Here is a 20071-nt window from a genome sequence, read left to right on the forward strand (position 1 = left end):
CGACGCCATCCCGCCACGGCCCGCCAGCGCACCCACCGCACGGGAACGCAACGCCACCACCCGCGCCCCGTCGTCGATGCTCAGACCACCCGCCACCACGGCCGCGGCGATCTCGCCCTGCGAGTGGCCCACCACCGCGTCCGGAACGACGCCGAACGAGCGCCACACCTCCGCCAGCGACACCATCACCGCCCACAGCACCGGCTGCACCACATCGACCCGCGCCAACAGCGCCTCCGAACCCAGCGCCTCCGCCAACGACCAATCCACGTAAGGCGCCAGCGCCCGCTCGCACTCGGCCATCCGCCCCGCGAACACAGCCGATTCGGCCAACAGCTCCGCGGCCATCCCCACCCACTGCGAACCCTGACCCGGGAACACCAGCACCGAACGACCGGAAACCAACCCGCCGCCGGACACCGCGGCACCCTGCGACAGCGCGGTCAGGTGCTCGGCGAGGTTCTCCTCCGTGCCCACCAGCACCGCGCGGTGTGCCAGCGCGCTGCGGCCCGTGGCCAGGGAGAAGGCCACGTCCGCGGCGCGGACGCCCGAACCGTCGCCGATCCGGGCCGACAGCGCGGCGGCCTGGGCGCGCAGCGCCTCCGGAGTGCGCGCCGAGAGGAGCAGGGGGACGACCGCGGGTGCCGTCTCCGGTGTCCCGGGCTGGTCGACGAGCGTGTCCGCGGGAGCTGTCGGGTCGTCCGGGGCCTGTTCGAGGATGACGTGGGCGTTGGTGCCGCTGACGCCGAAGGAGGACACGCCGGCCCGCCGCAGGCGGCCCGTGTCGTCCCACGCACGGGCCTCCGTCAGCAGTCGGCCCGCGCCCGCCGACCAGTCCACCTCGGGCGTCGGGCCGTCCACGTGCAGCGTCTTGGGCATCACGCCGTGCCGCAGGGCGAGCACCGACTTGATGACCCCCGCCACACCGGCGGCAGCCGAGGCGTGTCCGATGTTCGACTTCAGCGAGCCGATCCACACCGGACGGTCCGCCGGACGGTCCTGCCCGTACGTCGCCAGCAGGGCCTGCGCCTCGATCGGGTCGCCCAGCCGCGTCCCCGTACCGTGCGCCTCCACCACATCCACCGCGGACGCCGACAACCCCGCATCCGCGAGCGCCGCACGGATCACCCGCTGCTGCGACGGGCCGTTCGGCGCCGTCAGACCGTTGCTCGCACCGTCCTGATTCACCGCCGAACCACGGATCACCGCCAGCACCGGATGCCCGTTGCGCCGCGCGTCCGACAGCCGCTCCACCAGCAGCATGCCGACGCCCTCGCCGAAGGCGGTCCCGTCGGCCGCTGCCGCGAAGGACTTGCAGCGGCCGTCCGGGGCGAGTCCGCCCTGACGGCTGAACTCGACGAACAGTTCGGGGCTGCACATCACGTTGACGCCGCCGGCCAGGGCCAGCGAGCACTCGCCGGATCGCAACGCCCGTACCGCGAGGTGCAGGGCCACCAACGAGGACGAGCACGCCGTGTCGACGGTGACCGCGGGGCCTTCCAGGCCGAAGAAGTAGGCCAGGCGTCCGGAGACGATGCTTCCCGAGTTGCCGGTGCCGAGGAATCCTTCGACGTCCTCGGGGATGTAGGGCAGCAGCCGGGCGGCGTAGTCCTGCTGCATCAGGCCGACGTACGTGCCGACCGGGGCGCCGCGCAGGGCGGCCGGGTCGATGGCCGCGCGTTCGAAGAGTTCCCAGGTGGTCTCCAGGAGCAGCCGCTGCTGCGGGTCCATGGCCAGGGCCTCGCGCGGCGAGATGCCGAAGAACTCCGCGTCGAACTCGGCGGCGTCGTACAGGAAGCCGCCGTCGCGGGTGACGGAGGTGCCGATGCGGTCGGGATCGGGGTCGTAGAGGGCTTCGACGTCCCAGCCGCGGTCGGTGGGGAACCCGGAGACGCCGTCGCGGCCCTCGGCCAGCATCCGCCACAGGTCCTCGGGTGAGCGGACACCGCCGGGGAGGCGGCAGGCCGCGGCGACGATCGCGATCCGGTCGTCGTCCGCGTCCCGGTTCCGGTCGGCCGGCCCCGCGGGTACGGCGGGCCGGACGGCCGTGGCCGTTTCCGGGTCCGTGAGTCCGGCGCGCAGGAAGTCCGCGAGCGCCGCCGGGGTGGGGTGGTCGAACACCAGGCTGGCGGGGAGCCGCAGGCCGGTGGCGGCGTTCAGGCGGTTGCGCAGGTTCACCGAGGCCAGTGAGTCGAATCCCAGTTCGCGGAAGGCCCGTCCGGGGTCGAGGGTGTCTGGGGAGGCGTGGCCGAGGACCGCTGCCGCGTGGGTGCGGACGAGTTCGACGAGCAGCCGGGTCCGTCCGGTGCCGTCGAGGGCCGCGAGGCGCAGGCGCAGGGCGTTGTCGTCGGCCGTCGCCTCCGCGGCCGTGGCCGCCCGGCGCGGCGGTGTGCGCACCAGGCCGCGCAGCAGCGGCGGCAGGGTGCCGTCCGCCGCCGCGGACCGCAGGGCCGCGGCGTCGAGGCGCATCGGGACCAGGACGGCCCGGTCCACGGTGAGGGCGGTGTCGAGGAGCGCGAGTCCTCGCTCGGTGGAGATTGGCGGCATCCCGGACCGGGCGAGGCGTCGTACGTCGTCCTCGTCCAGGTGTCCGGTGAGGGCACTGGGCTGCTCCCACAGGGTCCAGGCCAGGGACTGGCCGGCCAGCCCCGCCGCCCGGCGCCGGGTGGCCAGGGCGTCGAGGAAGGCGTTGGCGGCGGCGTAGTTGGCCTGTCCGGGGCCGCCGAAGGTGCCCGCGGCCGAGGAGAAGAGCACGAAGTGCGTGAGGTCGAGGTCGCGGGTCAGTTCGTGCAGGTGGAGGGCGGCGTCGACCTTGGGGCGCAGCACGGCGTCCACCCGTTCGGGGGTGAGTGCGGTGACGACGCCGTCGTCGAGGGTGCCCGCGGTGTGGACCACGGCGGTCAGCGGGTGCGCGGCCGGCAGGTCCGCGAGTACGGCGGCCAGGGCGGTCCGGTCGGCGGCGTCGCAGGCGACGACGGCGGTCTCGGCTCCCAGCGCGGCGAGTTCGGCCCGCAGTTCTTCGGCTCCGGCGGCGGCCGGGCCGCCGCGGGAGAGCAGCAGCAGGTGCCGGACGCCGTGCCCGGTGACCAGGCGGCGGGCGACGTGGGAGCCGAGCAGGCCGGTGCCGCCGGTGATGAGGACCGTGCCGTCCGGGTCGAAGGCCCGGAGGGGCCCTGCCGCGTCGTCGGAGGTGTCCGGGTCGTTCCTGAGGACTCGGACCAGGCGGGGTGTGCGGACGTCGTCGCCGCGGACCGCGGCCTGCGGTTCTCCCGAGGCGAGGGCCGCGGCGACGCCCGCGGAGGTGTCGTGCTCGTCGTCGGCGTCGAGGTCGAGCAGGGCGAAGCGCCCGGGGTGTTCGGACCCGGCCGAGCGGACCAGGCCCCAGAGCGCGCTGTGCGCGGGGTTGCGGACGTCCTCCCCCTCGCCGGTGCTGACCGCGCCCCGGGTGGCGAACACCAGGCGCGAGCCGGCGAAGCGGTCGTCGGCGAGCCAGGTCCGGACGTCGGCCAGGGCCTGGTGGACGGCCGCGCGGACCGCCGCGGCCGGTCCGGCCGCGTCCACGGGCTCCACGGGCTCCACGGGCTCCGCGCAGGCGAGCAGGACCGTCTCGGGCACCGGGGCTCCGGCGTCGACGGCGGCCAGCAGCGCGGCCAGGTCCGCGGTGCGGTGGACGGGTGCGCCGCTGCCGCGCGGGGGTTCGGTGACCCACTCCGTCGCGTAGAGGTCCTGGTGGCGGCGGCCGTGGGCGGCGCGGTCGGCGCCGAGGCCGGCGGTGCCTGCGGGCCGCAGGACCAGCGCGTCCACGGTCGCCACGGGGGCGCCGGTCGCGTCGGCGACGGCGAGCGTCACCGTGTCGGGTCCGGCCGGGGCGAGCCGGACGCGGATCGCGTCGGCACCGGCGGCGTGCAGGGTCACGCCGTTCCAGGAGAACGGCAGCCGTCCCTCGGGGTGGGCGTCCGCGCCGGGGGTGCCGGGCACGCCGGTGGCGTGCAGGGCCGCGTCCAGCAGGGCCGGGTGCAGGCCGAAGCGGGCGGCGTCGGGTGCGGGCCCGGCGGGCACGACGGCCTCCGCGAACAGCTCTTCGCCGCGGCGCCAGGCCGCGCGCAGGCCCTGGAAGGCGGGACCGTAGGCGAATCCGCCGGCCGCGAAGCGGTCGTACAGTCCGTCGAGGGCGAGGGGTTCGGCGCCGGGCGGCGGCCAGGGCATCGGCCCGTCGGCCTCGATGCCTTCCGCGCCGTCCTGGGCCAGGACGCCCTCGGCGTGCCTGGTCCACTCGTCGTCGAGGGCGCCGTCGAGGGCGCCGTCGGCGGGTGCGTCCGGCCGGGAGTGCAGGCTGAGCGGGCGGCGGCCCAGGGAGTCGGGGGCGCCCACGGTGAGGCGCAGCACGGTGCCGCCGTGTTCGGGCAGCACCAGGGGGGCCTCGAGGGTGAATTCCTCGACCCGGGGGCAGCCGACGCGGGCTCCGGCCTGGAGCGCGAGTTCCAGGAAGGCGGTGCCCGGGAGCAGTGCCCGGCCGCCGACGGCGTGGTCGGCGAGCCACGGGTGGGTGCGGGCCGACAGGCGGCCGGTGAGGAGCAGGCCGTCGCTGTCGGCGAGGACCACGACGGCGCCCAGCAGCGGATGGTCCGCGGGGGTCAGTCCGGCGGAGGTGACGTCGGCGTCGGGCGCGGCGCCGTCCTCCAGCCAGTACGGGTCGCGCTGGAAGGCGTAGGTGGGCAGTTCCACCCGTCCGGGGCGGCGGTCGGCGAAGACGGTGTCCCAGTCCGGGGAGACTCCGCGCAGGTGGAGTTCGGCCAGGGACTCGGTGAACCGGCGCGGGCCGCCGTCGTCGCGGCGCAGGGTGCCCACGGCGGTGGCGTCGGCGCCGGCGTCCTCGGCGGTCTCCAGGACTCCGACGGTGAGGACGGGGTGCGGGCTGCTCTCCAGGAGGACCTGGTAGCCGTCGGCGAGCAGGGCGCGGGTCGCCTGTTCGAAGCGGACGGTCCCGCGGAGGTTGCGGTACCAGTAGTCGGCGTCCAGGGCGGTGGTGTCCTCCAGCAGGCCGCCGGTGAGGGTGGAGTAGAAGGGGACGGCGGACGGGCGGGGGGTCAGTCCGTCGAGCCGGGCGAGCAGTTCGGTGCGGATGTCCTCGACGTGGGCGCTGTGCGAGGCGTAGTCGACGGGGACGCGCCGGCTGCGGATGTCCAGGGCCGTCGTCCGGTCGAGGAACGCGTCGAGCGCGTCGGTGTCGCCGGAGACCACGGTGGAGGCGGGTCCGTTGACGGCGGCGACGGAGAGCCGGCCGTCCCAGGGGGCGAGGTGTTCGGCGACCTGTTCGGCGGGCAGCGCCACCGAGGCCATGCCGCCGCGGCCGGACAGGGCGCGGATGGCGCGGCTGCGCAGGGCGACGACCTTCGCCCCGTCCTCCAGGCTCAGCGCTCCCGCCACCACGGCGGCGGCGATCTCGCCCTGGGAGTGGCCGACGACGGCGCCGGGGGTGATGCCGCGGGAGCGCCACAGTTCGGCCAGGGAGACCATGACGGCCCACAGCGCCGGCTGCACCACGTCGACGCGGTCGGCCGGCGGGGTGCCGGGGGCGCCGCGCAGGACGGCTTCCAGGGACCAGTCGACGAAGGGGGTCAGGGCGCGTTCGCAGTCCGCGACGCGGGCGGCGAAGGCGGGGGCGGAGTCGAGGAGTTCGACGGCCATGCCGGCCCATTGGGAGCCCTGTCCGGGGAACACCAGGGCGACTTCGCCGCCGGTTCCGGCGGTGCCGAGGACCAGGCCGGGGACGGTGCGGCCGGCCGCCAGGGCGTCGAGGCCGGCCCGGAACTCCTCGGGGTGGGTGCCGATCAGGACCGCCCGGTGCTCGTGCGCGGCGCGGGTCGTCGCGAGGGCGTGGCCGATCTCGGCCGGGCCGGGTCCGGGGTGGGCGTCGAGGTGGTCGCGGAGCCGTGCGGCCTGGGCGCGCAGCGCTTCGGCGGTGCGTCCGGAGAGCACCCAGGGGAGGACGGCGGGGGCGGCGGGTTCGTCGGCCTGTTCCAGGACGGGTTCGTCCGCCTGTTCCAGGACGACGTGTCCGTTGGTGCCGCTGACGCCGAAGGAGGACACCGCGGCCCGGCGCGGCCGTCCGGTCTCGGGCCAGGGGGTGTTCTCGGTGACCAGGCGTACCGCGCCCGCGGTCCAGTCGATCCGCGGGGACGGGTCCTGCGCGTGCAGGGTGGGCGGGACGGTGCCGTGCCGCATGGCGAGGACGGTCTTGATGACGCCGCCGACGCCGGCCGCCGCCTGGGTGTGTCCGATGTTGGACTTCAGCGAGCCGAGCAGCAGCGGCTGCCCGTCGGCGCGGTTCTGCCCGTAGGTGGCCAGCAGGGCCTGGGCCTCGATCGGGTCGCCCAGCGGGGTGCCGGTGCCGTGCGCCTCGACCACGTCCACGTCGGCGGGGGTGAGTCCGGCGTTGGCCAGGGCGTGGCGGATGACGCGCTGCTGGGCGGGGCCGTTGGGGGCGGTGAGCCTGCTGCTGGCGCCGTCCTGGTTGACGGCGGTGCCGCGGATCAGGGCGAGGACCGGGTGGCCGCCCCGCCGGGCGTCGGAGAGGCGCTCCAGGAGGAGCATTCCGACGCCCTCGCCCCAGCCGGTGCCGTCGGCGGCGGCGGCGAAGGACTTGCAGCGGCCGTCCCGGGCCAGGCCGCCCTGGCGGCTCATCTCCACGAACGGGACGGGTGTCGACATGACCATCGCGCCTCCGGCCAGGGCCAGGGTGCAGTCGCCGGCCCGCAGGGCCTGGGCGGCGAGGTGGATGGCGACCAGCGAGGAGGAGCAGGCGGTGTCGATGCTGACCGCCGGGCCCTCCAGCCCGAAGGTGTAGGCGACGCGGCCCGAGGCGACGCTGTCGGAGCTGCCGTTGCCGACGTAGCCGGCCACGTCGTCGGGGACCTGGCGCAGCCGTACCGCGTAGTCCTGGTACATCACGCCGGCGAAGACGCCGGTCCTGCTGCCCCGCAGGGTCGCGGGGTCGATGCCGGCCCGTTCGAACGCCTCCCAGGTGGTCTCCAGGAGGAGCCGCTGCTGGGGGTCCATCGCGAGCGCTTCGCGCGGGGAGATCCCGAAGAATCCGGGGTCGAAGTGCCCGACGTCGTCGAGGAAGCCGCCCAGGGCGGTGTGGCTGGTGCCCTCGCGCAGTTGTTCCGGGTCGTCCAGGTGGTCCAGGTCCCAGCCCCGGTCGCCGGGGAAGCCGGTGATGGCGTCGGTGCCGTCGGTGACCAGGCGCCACAGGTCCTCGGGGGACCGTACGCCGCCGGGGTAGCGGCAGCTCATCGCGACGACCGCGATCGGTTCGCGGCCCGCTTCCTCGGCCTCGGTCAGGCGCCGGCGGGTGTGGTGCAGGTCCGCCGTCACGCGCTTGAGGTAGTCCCTCAGCTTGTCGTCGTTCACCATCGGGAGCCGCCGTCCTGGTTCGGGTGTCGGGTCGGTGTCATGACAGGCCGAGTTCGTTGTCGATGAGGTCGAAGAGTTCGTCGTCGCTGGCGCCGTCCATCCGGTCCTCGATGGAGTCGGCCGCCGTGCCGTCGCCGTCGGCCGCGGTGGCCGCCGGGTCGACGCGGCGCAGGAGTTCCCGGAGCCGGTCGGCGAGCCGTTCGCGGTCCGCCGGGTCGTCGAGGGTGCCGTCGAGGGCGTCTTCCAGGCCGTCCAGTTCGGCGAGGCCGGGGACCGGGCCGGGCCCGCCTTCGGGGACGAGTTCGGCGGCGAGGTGTCCGGCGATCGCGGTCGGCGTGGGGTGGTCGAAGAGCAGGGTGGCCGGGAGGGGGTGGCCGGTGGCGGCGCGCAGCCGGTTGCGCAGTTCCACCGCGGTCAGCGAGTCGAAGCCGACCTCCAGCAGACCGCGGCCGGGATCGACCGCGGCCGGGCCGCTGTGGCCGAGCACCAGGGCGGCGTGGGAGCGGACCAGGTCGAGGAGGACCCGGCCGCGCTGGGTGTCGTTGAGGGAGGCGAGGCGCTGCTTCAGGGCTTCCGGCCCGTCGGGGCCGGCGCCGGCGGCGGGGCCCGCGGCGCCGCGCCGGGCGCCGGGGCGCACCAGTCCGCGCAGCAGGGCGGGGACGCCGCCGGCGCCGGCCTGGGCGCGGACGGCCGCGGTGTCGAGCCGCAGCGGGAGGACGACCGGCTCGTCGAGGGCGGCGGCCGTGTCGAAGAGCGCCAGTCCCTGGGCCGGGTCGAAGGCGACGATCCCGCCCCGGGCGATCCGTCGCAGGTCGGCCTCGGTGAGCCCGCCGGTCATCCCGGTGCTGTTGGCCCACAGGCCCCAGGCGAGGGAGCGGCCGGGCAGCCCGTCGGCGCGGCGCCGGTGGGCCAGTGCGTCCAGGAAGGCGTTGGCGGCGGCGTAGTTGCCCTGGCCCATGCCGCCGAAGATGCCGGCGATGGACGAGAACAGGACGAACTCGGACAGGTCCGGGCCGGCGGTGAGTTCGTGCAGGTTGATCGCCGCGTCCACCTTGGGGCGCAGGACGAGGTCCAGCTGCTCGGGCGTCATGGTGGCGACGACGCCGTCGGCCAGGACGCCCGCGGCGTGCACCACCCCGGTCAGCGGGTGCGCGGGGGGCAGGGCGGCCAGCAGGGCCGCGAGGGCGTCGCGGTCGGCGGCGTCGCAGGCGACGATCTCGGCGTGCGCGCCCAGCGCGGCGAGCTCGGCGAGGAGTTCGGCCGCGCCGTCGGCGGCGGGGCCGCTGCGGCTGGTCAGCAGTAGGTGCCGGACGCCGTGTTCGGCGGCCAGGTGGCGGGCGACGTGGGCGCCGATGGCGCCGGTGCCGCCGGTGATCAGGACGGTTCCGTCGCCGTTCCAGCCGGGTGTGCGCCCGGCGGCGGCCAGCGGTACGCGGGCCAGCCGGGCGACGTGGACGGCGCCGGCCCGGATCGCGAGCTGGGGTTCCCCGGAGGCGAGGGCTTCGGCGAGTACGGCCGGCGGGGTGTCGTGGGCGTCCAGGTCCAGCAGGACGAAGCGGTCGGGGTTCTCGGTCTGCGCCGAGCGGACCAGGCCCCAGAGCGCGGCCAGGGCCGGGTCCGGGACGTCGTCGCCGGTCACCGGGACCGCGCCCGCGGTGACCAGGACCAGCTTGGAGCCGGTCAGGCGCTCGTCGGCCAGCCAGTCGCGCAGCAGCGCGAGGACCGTGCCGAGGCCGTCGTGGACCGCCTCGCGGAGGGTGCCGGGCGGGGCCGGGACGGGCGGGCAGGCGGCGAGGACCAGCCGGGGCGGCGGGGTGCCCGCGTCGAGCAGTGCGGACAGCGCGGCGAGGTCGGCGACCGTACGGCCGGGGAGCGGCGCGGCGCCGGAGGGCAGGGGCGTCCCGGCGCCGAGCACGGTCCAGGACTCCGGGCCGGAGACGGTGCCCGTCGCGGCGCGCTCCGGCAGGGCCTGCCACTCGGGGCGGAACAGCTCCTCGTGGTGTCCGGCGCGGGTGGCCTTGAAGCGGTCGGCCGAGACGGGTCGCAGGACGAGGGAGCGGGCCGAGACCACCGGCCGGCCGGCGGCGTCGGTCGCCCGTACGGTGACGGCGTCGCGGCCCGTGGGGGTCAGCCGCAGCCGGAGTTCGGTGGCGCCGGAGGCGTGCAGGCGCACCCCGTTCCAGGAGAACGGCAGCCAGCCCTGCGCGGGTCCCTCCAGTACGTCGAACACCAGCGCGTGCAGGGCGGCGTCGAGCAGGGCCGGGTGCAGGCCGAACGCGGCGGCGTCCGGCTGCTGCTCCTCCGGCAGGCTCGCGACGGCGTACACCTCGTCGCCGAGCCGCCAGGCCGCGCGCAGGCCCTGGAACGCCGGTCCGTAGGCGAATCCGCCGCCCGCGAAGCGGTCGTACAGGCCTTCCGTGTCGAGGGGGACGGCTCCGGACGGCGGCCAGGCCGCGGGGTCGACCGGGTCGACCGGGTCCGCCTGGTCGGGCTCTGCGGCGGAGGTGAGCAGGCCGCTCGCGTGCCGGGTCCAGGGGGCGTCGGGGCCGTCGTCGGCGGCCCGGGCGTGGACGCTCAGCGGGCGGGTGCCGGAGGCGTCCGGGCTTCCGACGGTGAGCTGGAGTGTGACGGCTCCGCCCGCCGGGAGCACCAGCGGCGCCTCCAGGGTCAGTTCCTCGACCTGGTCGCAGCCGACCTGGTCGCCCGCGCGGACCGCGAGTTCCAGGAACGCGGTGGCGGGGAACAGCACGCCCTCGTAGACGCCGTGGTCGGCCAGCCAGGGGTGGCTGCGGACCGAGAACCTGCTGGTGAACAGGAAGCCGTCGGAGTCCGCGAGTTCCGTTCCGGCGCCGAGCAGCGGGTGGTCGACCGTCAGCAGTCCGGCCGCGGGCAGGCCGGCCGTGGCCGGGCCGGCCGGCAGCCAGTAGCTGCCGCGCTGGAAGGCGTAGGTCGGCAGGTCGACGGCGGAGCGGGACGGGCCGCCGGAGTGGACGGCGTTCCAGTCCACGGGGACGCCCGTGACGTGCAGCCGGGCCAGGGCGGCCGTCGCCGCGGGGGCTTCGGGCCGGTCCTTGCGCAGCAGGGGCACCAGCACGGGGCTGCCGCCGGCGCCGGTCAGGCAGTCCTGGCCCATGGCGGTGAGCGCGCCGTCGGGTCCGAGTTCGAGGAACGCGGTGACGCCGTCGCGCTCCAGGTGGCGTACGCCGTCCTGGAAGCGGACGGTGCCGCGCACGTGCTCCACCCAGTAGTCCGGTGAGCCGAGCTGCTCGGCGGTGGCCGGCTCGCCCGTCAGGTCGGAGATGACGGGGATGGCGGCCTCTCCCGGGACGATCCGGGCCGCGACCTCGCGGAACTCGGCGAGCATCGGCTCCATGAGGGGCGAGTGGAAGGCGTGGGAGACCCGCAGCCGTCGGGTCTTGCGGCCGCGCGCGGCGAGCACGGCGGCGATCTCGTCCACCACCGCCGCGTCGCCGGAGATCACGGTCGAGGCCGGGCCGTTGACCGCGGCGAGGCCGACGTCGCTCTCGCGGCCGGCGAGCAGCGGCAGCACCTCCTCCTCCCCGGCGGCGAGGGCGACCATCGCGCCGCCCGCCGGGAGGGCCTGCATCAGCCGTCCCCGCGCGACCACCAGCCTCGCGGCGTCGGGCAGCGCGAACACCCCGGCGACGTGGGCGGCGGCCAGCTCTCCCACGGAGTGGCCGAGCAGCCGGTCGGGGCGCACGCCCCAGTGCTCGACGAGGCGGAAGAGGGCGACGCCGAGGGCGAACAGGGCGGGCTGGGTGTATTCGGTGCGGTCCAGCAGGCCGTGGCCGGGGTCGCCGGGGGCCGCGTCGATCACCTCCCGCAGCGGGTGGTCGAGCAGCGGGTCGAGTTCCGCGCAGACCGCGTCGAAGGCGTCGGCGAAGACCGGGAACCGCGCGTACAGTTCGGCGCCCATCCCGGTGCGCTGGCTGCCCTGGCCGGGGAACAGGAAGGCGGTCTTCGCGGCCGGGCCGGTGACACCGCTCACCAGGTCCGCCGACGGCTCGCCGGCGGCGAGGGCGGTGAGCCCCTGGAGCAGGGTCTGCCGGTCCGTGCCGGTGAGGGCGGCCCGGTACTCGAAGGCGCTGCGGTTCAGCGCCAGGGAGCGGCCCAGGTCCGCGACGGCGAGGGCCGGGGCGTGCTCCACGTGCCGGAGCAGCCGGGCGGCCTGCTCCCGCAGCGCGTCCGCGCCACGGGCGGAGAGCAGCCAGGGCAGGGCGGGCGTGTCGGGGGTGGTCGCCGGGGTCGGCGCGGGGGCGGCGGGCGGGGCCGGTTCGGTGGGCTGTTCGAGGATGGTGTGGGCGTTGGTGCCGCTGACTCCGAACGACGACACCGCGGCCCGCCTGGGGCGGCCGGTCTCCGGCCACGGGGTGTCCTCGGTGAGCAGCCGGACCGCGCCGGCCGACCAGTCGACGTGGGGTGTCGGCGTGTCCACGTGCAGGGTGCGCGGCAGCGCCCCGTGCCGCATGGCCTGCACCATCTTGATGATGCCGGCGACTCCGGCGGCGGCCTGGCTGTGTCCGATGTTCGACTTCAGCGACCCCAGCCACAGCGGCTGCTGCGCGCCGCGTTCCCGGCCGTACGTGGCCAGGAGTGCCTGGGCCTCGATCGGGTCGCCCAGCCGGGTCCCGGTGCCGTGCGCCTCCACCGCGTCGACCTCGGCAGCGGTCAGTCCGGCGTCGGCGAGGGCCGCCCGGATGACCCGCTGCTGGGAGGGTCCGTTGGGGGCGGTCAGGCCGTTGCTGGCGCCGTCCTGGTTGACGGCGGAGCCGCGTACGAGGGCGAGCACGGGGTGGCCGTTGCGCCGGGCGTCCGAGAGGCGTTCCAGGACGAGCAGTCCGGCGCCCTCGGCCCAGGAGGTGCCGTCGGCGGCGGCGGCGAACGGTTTGCAGCGGCCGTCCTCGGCGAGCACCCGTTGCCGGCTGAACTCGACGAACGCGCCCGGTGTCGACATCACGGTCACCCCGCCGGCGAGCGCCAGCGAGCATTCGCCGGCCCGCAGCGACCGGGCCGCGAGGTGGACCGCGACCAGCGACGAGGAGCACGCCGTGTCGACGGTCACCGCGGGCCCTTCGAGGCCGAGGCTGTAGGAGATCCGCCCGGACGCCACGCTGCCCGCGCTGCCGATGCCGAGGTAGCCCTCGAACTCTTCGGAGGGTTCGGTGACGCGCGACCCGTAGTCGTGGTGGCTGCATCCGACGAAGACGCCGCTCGCGCTGCCCTTGAGTGACAGCGGGTCGATGCCGGCCCGCTCGAACGCCTCCCAGGAGAGTTCGAGCAGCAGCCGCTGCTGGGGGTCGATGGTCAGCGCCTCGCGCGGGGAGATCCCGAAGAAGGCCGGGTCGAAGCGGTCGGCGTCGTGGAGGAAGCCGCCTTCCCGCGCGTAGGTGCTGCCGACCCGGTCCGGGTCCGGGTCGTAGAGGCCGTCCAGGTCCCAGCCGCGTCCGGTGGGGAAGCCGGTGATCGCGTCCTGTCCGCCCGCGACGAGCTCCCACAGCTCCTCGGGGGTGCTGACGCCGCCGGGGTAGCGGCAGCTCATGGCGACCACGGCGATCGCCTCGTCCTCGGACACCGCGGCGGCCGCGGGCACCAGCCCGGGCGCGTCGGCCGTCTCCGTGGCGGGCGCCCCCGGCAGTTCGGTGCGCAGGTGTCCTGCCAGGGCCGTGGCCGTGGGGTAGTCGAAGGCCAGGGTCACCGACAGGCGCAGGCCGGTGACCGCGGCGAGCCGGTTGCGCAGTTCGACGGCGATCAGCGAGTCGAAGCCGATCTCCTTGAACGCCTGGTCGGGTCCCACCGCCTCGGGCCCGGGGTGGCCGAGCACGGCGGCGACCTCGGAGCGGACCAGGTCCAGCAGGGCCCGGTCCCGTTCCGCCGGGGGCAGTGCGGCCAGCCGCAGGGCCGGCGGCTCGGCGCCGTCGGCCGTGCCCCGGGGCCCGGCCGCGGCGGCGAGCACGTCCCGTACCTCGGGCAGGTCCCCGAGGGCGGCACTGGGCCGGAGCGCGGTGAACGCCCGGGTGAAGCGGTCCCAGGCGAAGTCGGCGACGAGGACCGCCGTCTCGTCGTGGTCGAGGGCCTGACGCAGCGCGATCGTGGCCGTGGCGGGATCCATGGCGGGCAGGCCGTCGCGGATCAGCCGTTCGGCGACCGCTCCGGAGGCGAGGCTGTCGCCGCCCCACAGGCCCCAGGCCACCGCGGTGCCGGGCAGTCCGAGGTCGCGGCGCTGCCGGGCCAGGGCGTCGAGGTAGGCGTTGGCGGCGGCGTAGCTGCCCTGGCCGGTGCCGCCGAGCGTGCCGGCGAGCGAGGAGAACAGCACGAAGGCGGTCAGGTCGAGTTCACGGGTGAGCTCGTCGAGGTTGCGTGCGCCGTCGAGCTTGGGGCGCAGGACGCCGGCCGCGCGTTCGGGGGTGATCGAGTCGATCACCCCGTCGTCGAGGACGCCCGCGGTGTGCAGGACGGCGCGCAGCGGGCGCTCGGCCGGAATGCCGGCGAGCAGTTCGGCCAGTGCGTCGTGGTCCGCGACGTCGCAGGCCACCGCGGTGGCGGCGGCGCCGAGTCCGCGCAGTTCGGCCAGCAGGGCGTCGGCGCCCGGGGCCTGTGCGCCGCGCCGGCTGGTGAGCAGCAGGTGCGCGGTGCCGGTGCGGGCGAGCCAGCGGGCGATCTGGGCGCCGAGGCCGCCGGTGCCGCCGGTGATCAGGACCGTGCCCTCGGGTGTCCAGTCGCGTACGGGGGCGGTGTCGCCGAGTCCGGCGTGGACGACCCTGCGGCCGTAGAGGCCGGTGGCGCGCACCGCCAGCTGGTCCTCGCCGTCCGGGCTCGTCAGTGCTTCGGCGAGCCGGGTCGCGGCCCGGTCGTCGAGCCGGCGCGGCAGGTCGACCAGGCCGGCCCACCGCTGCGGGTACTCGACACCGGCGACCCCGCCGAGGCCCCAGACCAGGGCCTGGAGCGTGCTGTCGATCCGGTCGGAGCGGCCGACCGACACCGCGCCCCGGGTGGCGCACCAGAGCGGGGCGTCGGTGCCGAGGTCGCCCAGGGCCTGGAGGAGTGCGACCGTCAGGGTGAGGCCGCGGGGAAGCGCCGATCCGTCGCTGTGCGGTTCTTCGGCCAGGGCGAGCAGTGACAGGATTCCGGCGGGCGGCCCGTCGGGGTGGTCGTGGGCGTCGCGCAGCAGTGCGGCGAACCGTGTCCGGTCGGTCGCGTCGGGGCCCGCCTCGACCAGGACGGGCGTGGCGCCGTGTCCGCGCAGGGAGTCCGCGGCGAACGCGACGGCCGGGTCGTCGGCGGCGCCGGCCGGGGCGACGACGAGCCAGCTGCCGGTGAGCCGGGGCCGCTCGGGTGCCGGCAGGGGCTTCCAGGCGACCCGGTAGCGCCAGCTGTCGGCGGTCCGGTCGCCGGCCCGGCCGCGCGCCCACTCGGCGAGGGTGGGCACCAGGGAGGCGAGGGAGGCCCTCAGTTCCCCGTCCTCGACCCGCAGGGTGGTGGCGAGGGCGTCCAGGTCCCCGTGGTCGACCGCCTCCCAGAAGCCGGAGTCGGCCGGGCCGGCGCCGGTCGTGGCGTCAGTGCCGGTCAGGGCGTCGGCGGGCCGGCCGGGGGTGGTGTCCAGCCAGTAGCGCTGCTGCTGGAAGGCGTAGGTGGGCAGGGGCCGCTTGCGCGCGCCGGTTCCGGCGAACACCGTGCCCCAGTCCACCGGCAGTCCGCGGACGTGGAGTTCGGTGAGCGCGGCGAGGAAGCGGCCGGGGCCGCCCTCGGTGCGCCGCAGGGTGCCGACGACGGCTCCGTCGCCGGCTCCGGCCGCTTCGACGGCCTCCTGGAGCCAGACGGTCAGCGCGGGGTGGGTGCTGCACTCGACGAAGGTGTGGTGTCCGTCGGCGATGAGCGCGTGGACCGCCCGTCCGAACTCGACCGGCCGGCGCAGGTTCTCGTACCAGTACGCGGCGTCCAGGCGCAGGGTGTCCACGGGGCCGCCGCTGACCGTGGAGTAGAACGGGATGTCGGACGTCCGCGGCGCGGTGCCGCCGAGGAGGGTGAGCAGTTCCTCCCGGAGCTCCTCCACCTGGGGCGAGTGTCCGGCGAAGTCCACGCCGGGGACCGGCCAGGTCAGGACGCCCGCCTCGGAGTACTGCTCGCGCAGTCGTTCCAGTGCCGCCGGGTCGCCGGAGACCGTCACCGACGTCGGCCCGTTGACCGCGGCGACGTCGAGTGCCCCGTCGTGGGCGGACAGTGCTTCGCGGACGGCTTCGACCGGCTGCGGCACGAACAGCATGCCGCCGCGTCCGGTCAGGGCCAGCAGGGCCCGGCTGCGCAGGGCGACGATCCGGGCGGCGTCGTCCAGCGAGAGCGCGCCGGCCACGCAGGCGGCGGCGATCTCGCCCTGGGAGTGTCCGACCACGGCGTCGGGGACGATCCCGTGCGCCCGCCACAGCTCTGCCAGCGACACCATCACCGCCCACAGCACCGGCTGCACCACGTCCACCCGGTCCAGCGGGGGCGCGTCGGGCTCGTCCCGCAGGACCGCGAGCAGCGACCAGTCCAGGTGCGGGGCGAGGGCGCGTTCGCAGGCCGCGATCCGGTCGGCGAAGGCCGGGGCGTGGTCGAGCAGTTCCCGGGCCATGCCGGCCCACTGGGATCCCTGGCCGGGGAAGACGAAGACGGTCCTGGCCGATCGGGCGACGGTGCCTTCGACCAGGCCGGGTGCGCGGTCTCCCGCGGCCAGCGCGGCCAGGCCGCCCAGCAGGGCCGCGCGGTCGTCGCCGACGACGGCTGCGCGGTGCTCGAAGGCGGTCCTGGTGGTGGCCAGGGAGTGGCCGACGTCGACGGACGACAGCTCCGGATGCTCCGTCAGGTACGCGTGCAGCCGCTCCGCCTGGGCCTTCACCGCCTCGGCGGTCCGCCCGGACAGGACCCACGGGACGGCGGACGCCCCGGGTACGGGCGCGGGTGCGGGTACGGGTGCGAGCTCGGGGTCGGCGGGCGGCTGCTCGATGACGACGTGGGCGTTGGTGCCGCTCAGGCCGAACGAGGACACACCGGCCCGGCGCGGACGGCCGGTCTCCGGCCAGGGGGCGGCCTCGGTCAGCAGGGCGACGGCGCCCGCCGTCCAGTCGACGTTCGGGGACGGCCGGTCGATGTGCAGGGTCCGCGGCAGCTCGCCGTGTCCCATGGCCAGCACCATCTTGATGATGCCGCCGACCCCGGCGGCGGCCTGGGTGTGCCCGATGTTCGACTTCAGCGACCCGAGCCGCACCGGCCGGTCGGCCGGCCGGTCCTGGCCGTAGGTGGCAAGCAGCGCGTCGGCCTCGATCGGGTCGCCCAGCCGGGTGCCGGTGCCGTGCGCCTCGACGGCGTCCACGTCGGCGGCCGTCAGCCCGGCGTTCGCCAGCGCGTCGCGGATCACCCGCTGCTGGGCCAGGCCGCTGGGCGCGGTCAGCCCGTTGCTCGCGCCGTCCTGGTTGATCGCCGAGCCGCGCAGCACCGCGAGCACCGGGTGGCCGTTGCGGCGGGCGTCCGAGAGGCGTTCCAGGAGCAGCAGGCCCACGCCCTCGGCCATGCCGAAGCCGTCCGCCGAGGCGGCGAAGGACTTGCAGCGCCCGTCCTCGGCGAGCCCGCGCTGCCGGCTGAAGCCGGTGAACGACAGCGGGGTGCCCATCACCGTGGCGCCGCCCGCCAGGGCCAGCGCGCATTCGCCCGAGCGCAGCGACTGCGCGGCGAGGTGGACCGCCACCAGGGACGAGGAGCAGGCCGTGTCCACGGTCACGGCGGGCCCCTGGAGGCCGAGTTGGTAGGCGACCCGCCCGGACAGGACGCTGGTGGAGATGCCCGCGATGAACAGGCCCTCCAGTTCCTCGGGGACGTCGCGCAGGGTGCCGCCGTAGCCCTGGTAGGAGGCGCCGGCGAAGACGCCGGTCGGGGTGCCGTGCAGGGTCGCCGGGTCGATGCCGGCGCGCTCGATCGCCTCCCAGGAGGTTTCGAGCAGCAGCCGCTGCTGCGGGTCCATGGCCAGTGCCTCGCGCGGCGAGATGCCGAAGAAGCCGGGGTCGAACCGGTCCGCGTCCGTGACGAATCCGCCCGCGGCGGCGTAGCTCCGGCCGGGCCGGTCGGGGTCCGCGTCGTACAGCGCGTCGAGGTCCCAGCCCCGGTCGGACGGCAGCCCGGAGACGGCGTCGCGTCCGTCGGCGACCAGGCGCCACAGGTCCTCGGGGGTGCGGACGCCGCCGGGGTAGCGGCAGCTCATGGAGACGATCACGACGGGGTCGTCGTCCGCGGCGGGTGCCGCCGACGGGAGCGGCCGGACGGTGGCGGGCTCCTCGGCGGTGCCCAGCAGTCCGGTCTCCAGGCGCCGGGCGAGCGCGGTCGCCGACGAGTAGTCGAAGACGACGGTGACCGGAAGCCGCAGGCCGGTGGCGGTGTTGAGCCGGTTGCGCATGTCCACGGCGGTCAGGGAGTCGAAGCCCAGGTCGCGGAAGGCACGGCCGGGGGCGACCGCGTCCGGCGAGTCGTGGCCGAGGACGGCGGCCGCGTGGGTCCGGACCAGGTCGACCAGCACCCGGGTCCGTTCGGCCGCCGGGAGCGGCTCCAGCCGGTCGCGCAGCGCCGAGGGCGTTCCCTCGGCCCCGGTCCCGCCGGTCTCCGGTTCGGCGGCCAGCGCGGTGCGCACCTCGGGGAGTTCCCCGATCAGCGGGCTGGGGCGGGCCGAGGTGAAGACCGTCGCGAAGCGGTCCCAGTCGATGTCGGCGACCACGACCACGGTCTCGTCGTGGTCCAGGACCTGCTGGAGCCCGGTGATCGCGACCGCGGGCGGCATGAAGAGCACGCCGTGGCCGCGCAGGGTCTCCTCCGCCAGTTCGGCCGCCATCCCGCCGGCCCCGCCCTCGGGGCTCCAGATGCCCCACACCACGGAGGTCGCGGCGAGGCCGCGGCTCCTGCGGTCCTCGGCGAGGCCGTCGAGGTAGGCGTTGGCGGCGGCGTAGGCGCCGTGGACGGCGCTGCCCCACACCCCGGAGATGGAGGAGAACAGCACGAACGCGTCGAGCGTGTCCCGGTCGAAGAGCAGGTCCAGGTTCCTGGCCCCGCCGACCTTGGCGTGGAAGGTGTCGGCGAACTCGTCCGCGTCGGTGTCGGGCAGTGGCACCAGCAGCCCGGCCCCTGCGGCGTGGAAGACGGTGCTGATCCGGTGGCCGTCCTGTTCGAGGCCGTCCTTGAGCTCGCGCAGGGCCTCCAGGTCGGCGACGTCGCACGCGGCCAGGGTGACCCGGGTGCCGAGGGCGGCCAGTTCCTCGGAGAGCTCCGGCGCACCCGGCGCGTCCGCGCCGCGCCTGCTGACCAGCACCAGGTGCCCGGCTCCCCGCCGGGCCAGCCAGCGCGCGATCTGCGCGCCGATCCCACCGGTGCCGCCGGTGATCAGCACGGTGCCCCCGGGCCGCCAGCTGCGCCGCGGCGAGGTGTCGCCCAGGGCGGACCGGACCAGCCGCCGGCCGTGGCAGCCGGTGGCCCGTACGGCGACCTGGTCCTCGTCCCCGGCGCCGCCGGCCAGCACCCGGCACAGCTGCGGGGCGGTGTCCGTGTCCAGGACCTCCGGGAGGTCGATCAGACCGCCCCAGCGCTGCGGGAACTCCAGCGCGGCGACCCGGCCCAGACCCCAGAGCAGGTTCTGCGCGGCGCTGACCGCGCTCCCGGTGTCCGTGCCCCCGACCGACACCGCGCCCCGGGTCGCCCACCACAGGGGCGCGTCGATCCCGGCGTCGCCGAGGGCCTGCACCAGCGCCAGGTTGAGCGCGGCGCCCAGCGGGACGGAGGGGTGCGCCGAGTGCGGGCGCTCGTCGAGGCCCAGCAGCGACAGCACTCCCGCCACCGGGCCGGGCAGCGCGTCGAGGGACGCGCGGACCCGGTCGGCCAGCACGGCACGGTCGGCCTCCGCCTCGGCGATCCGTAGGTGGACCACCGAAGCCCCGGCCTGCTCCATGACCTGGACGGTCGTCTCCGATCGGCGCGCTCCGTCCTCGGGCCGACCGTCCGACGACAGCACGAGCCAGGTGCCGTCCAGTGCGACCGGGGGACCCTCGGGCAGGGCCCGCCAGGTCACGCGGTAGCGCCAGGAGTCGACCACCGAACGCTCGGTGCGCTCGGTGCGCCAGGTGGCGAGCGCGGGGAGCACCACGTTCAGCGGGTCCTCGGGCGTCACCCCCAGGGTCGTGGTGAACCGGTCCAGGTCGCCTCCGCCCAGGGCCTCCCAGAAGTCGTCGCCGTCCGAGGACGTCCCGGAAGGACCGCCCGCCGCGGGGCCGGTGTCCTCCAGCCAGTACGGGCGACGCTGGAAGGGGTAGGTGGGCAGGGAGATGCCGTCCGGACGGTGTCCGGCGAACACCCGGTCCCAGTCGGGCGACAGGCCGCCCGCGTGGGCCTCTCCCAGGGACGTCAGGAAGCGGTCGAGGCCGCCCTCGCCGCGCCGCAGCGTGCCCACGACCACGGCGGGGCCCTGCGCGGAGCCGGCGGTGTCGGCCGCGTCGGCGGTCTGCTGGACGCCGAAGGTGAGCACGGGGTGCGGGCTGGACTCGACGAAGAACCGGAAGCCCTCCCCCAGCAACGCCCCCGTGGCCTGCTCGAACTCGACGGTCTCCCGCAGGTTGCGGTACCAGTACTC

At 76.2% G+C, this 20071-nt stretch carries 2 protein-coding genes; both read right to left on the reverse strand.

Features of this window, described 5'->3' with window-relative positions; translation table 11 throughout:
- On the reverse strand, positions 1 to 7413 hold a 7413-nt coding region (locus ACFVHV_RS38175), incomplete at its 3' end, for a type I polyketide synthase (RefSeq protein ID WP_380357694.1).
- 40 nt (positions 7414 to 7453) lie between these two features.
- Positions 7454 to 20071: type I polyketide synthase (locus ACFVHV_RS38180; protein WP_380357692.1), on the reverse strand; the 12618-nt coding region annotated here is incomplete at its 5' end.

Origin of the sequence: Kitasatospora sp. NPDC127116 (assembly GCF_042677365.1) — a bacterium.
Taxonomy (GTDB): domain Bacteria; phylum Actinomycetota; class Actinomycetes; order Streptomycetales; family Streptomycetaceae; genus Kitasatospora; species Kitasatospora lactacystinica.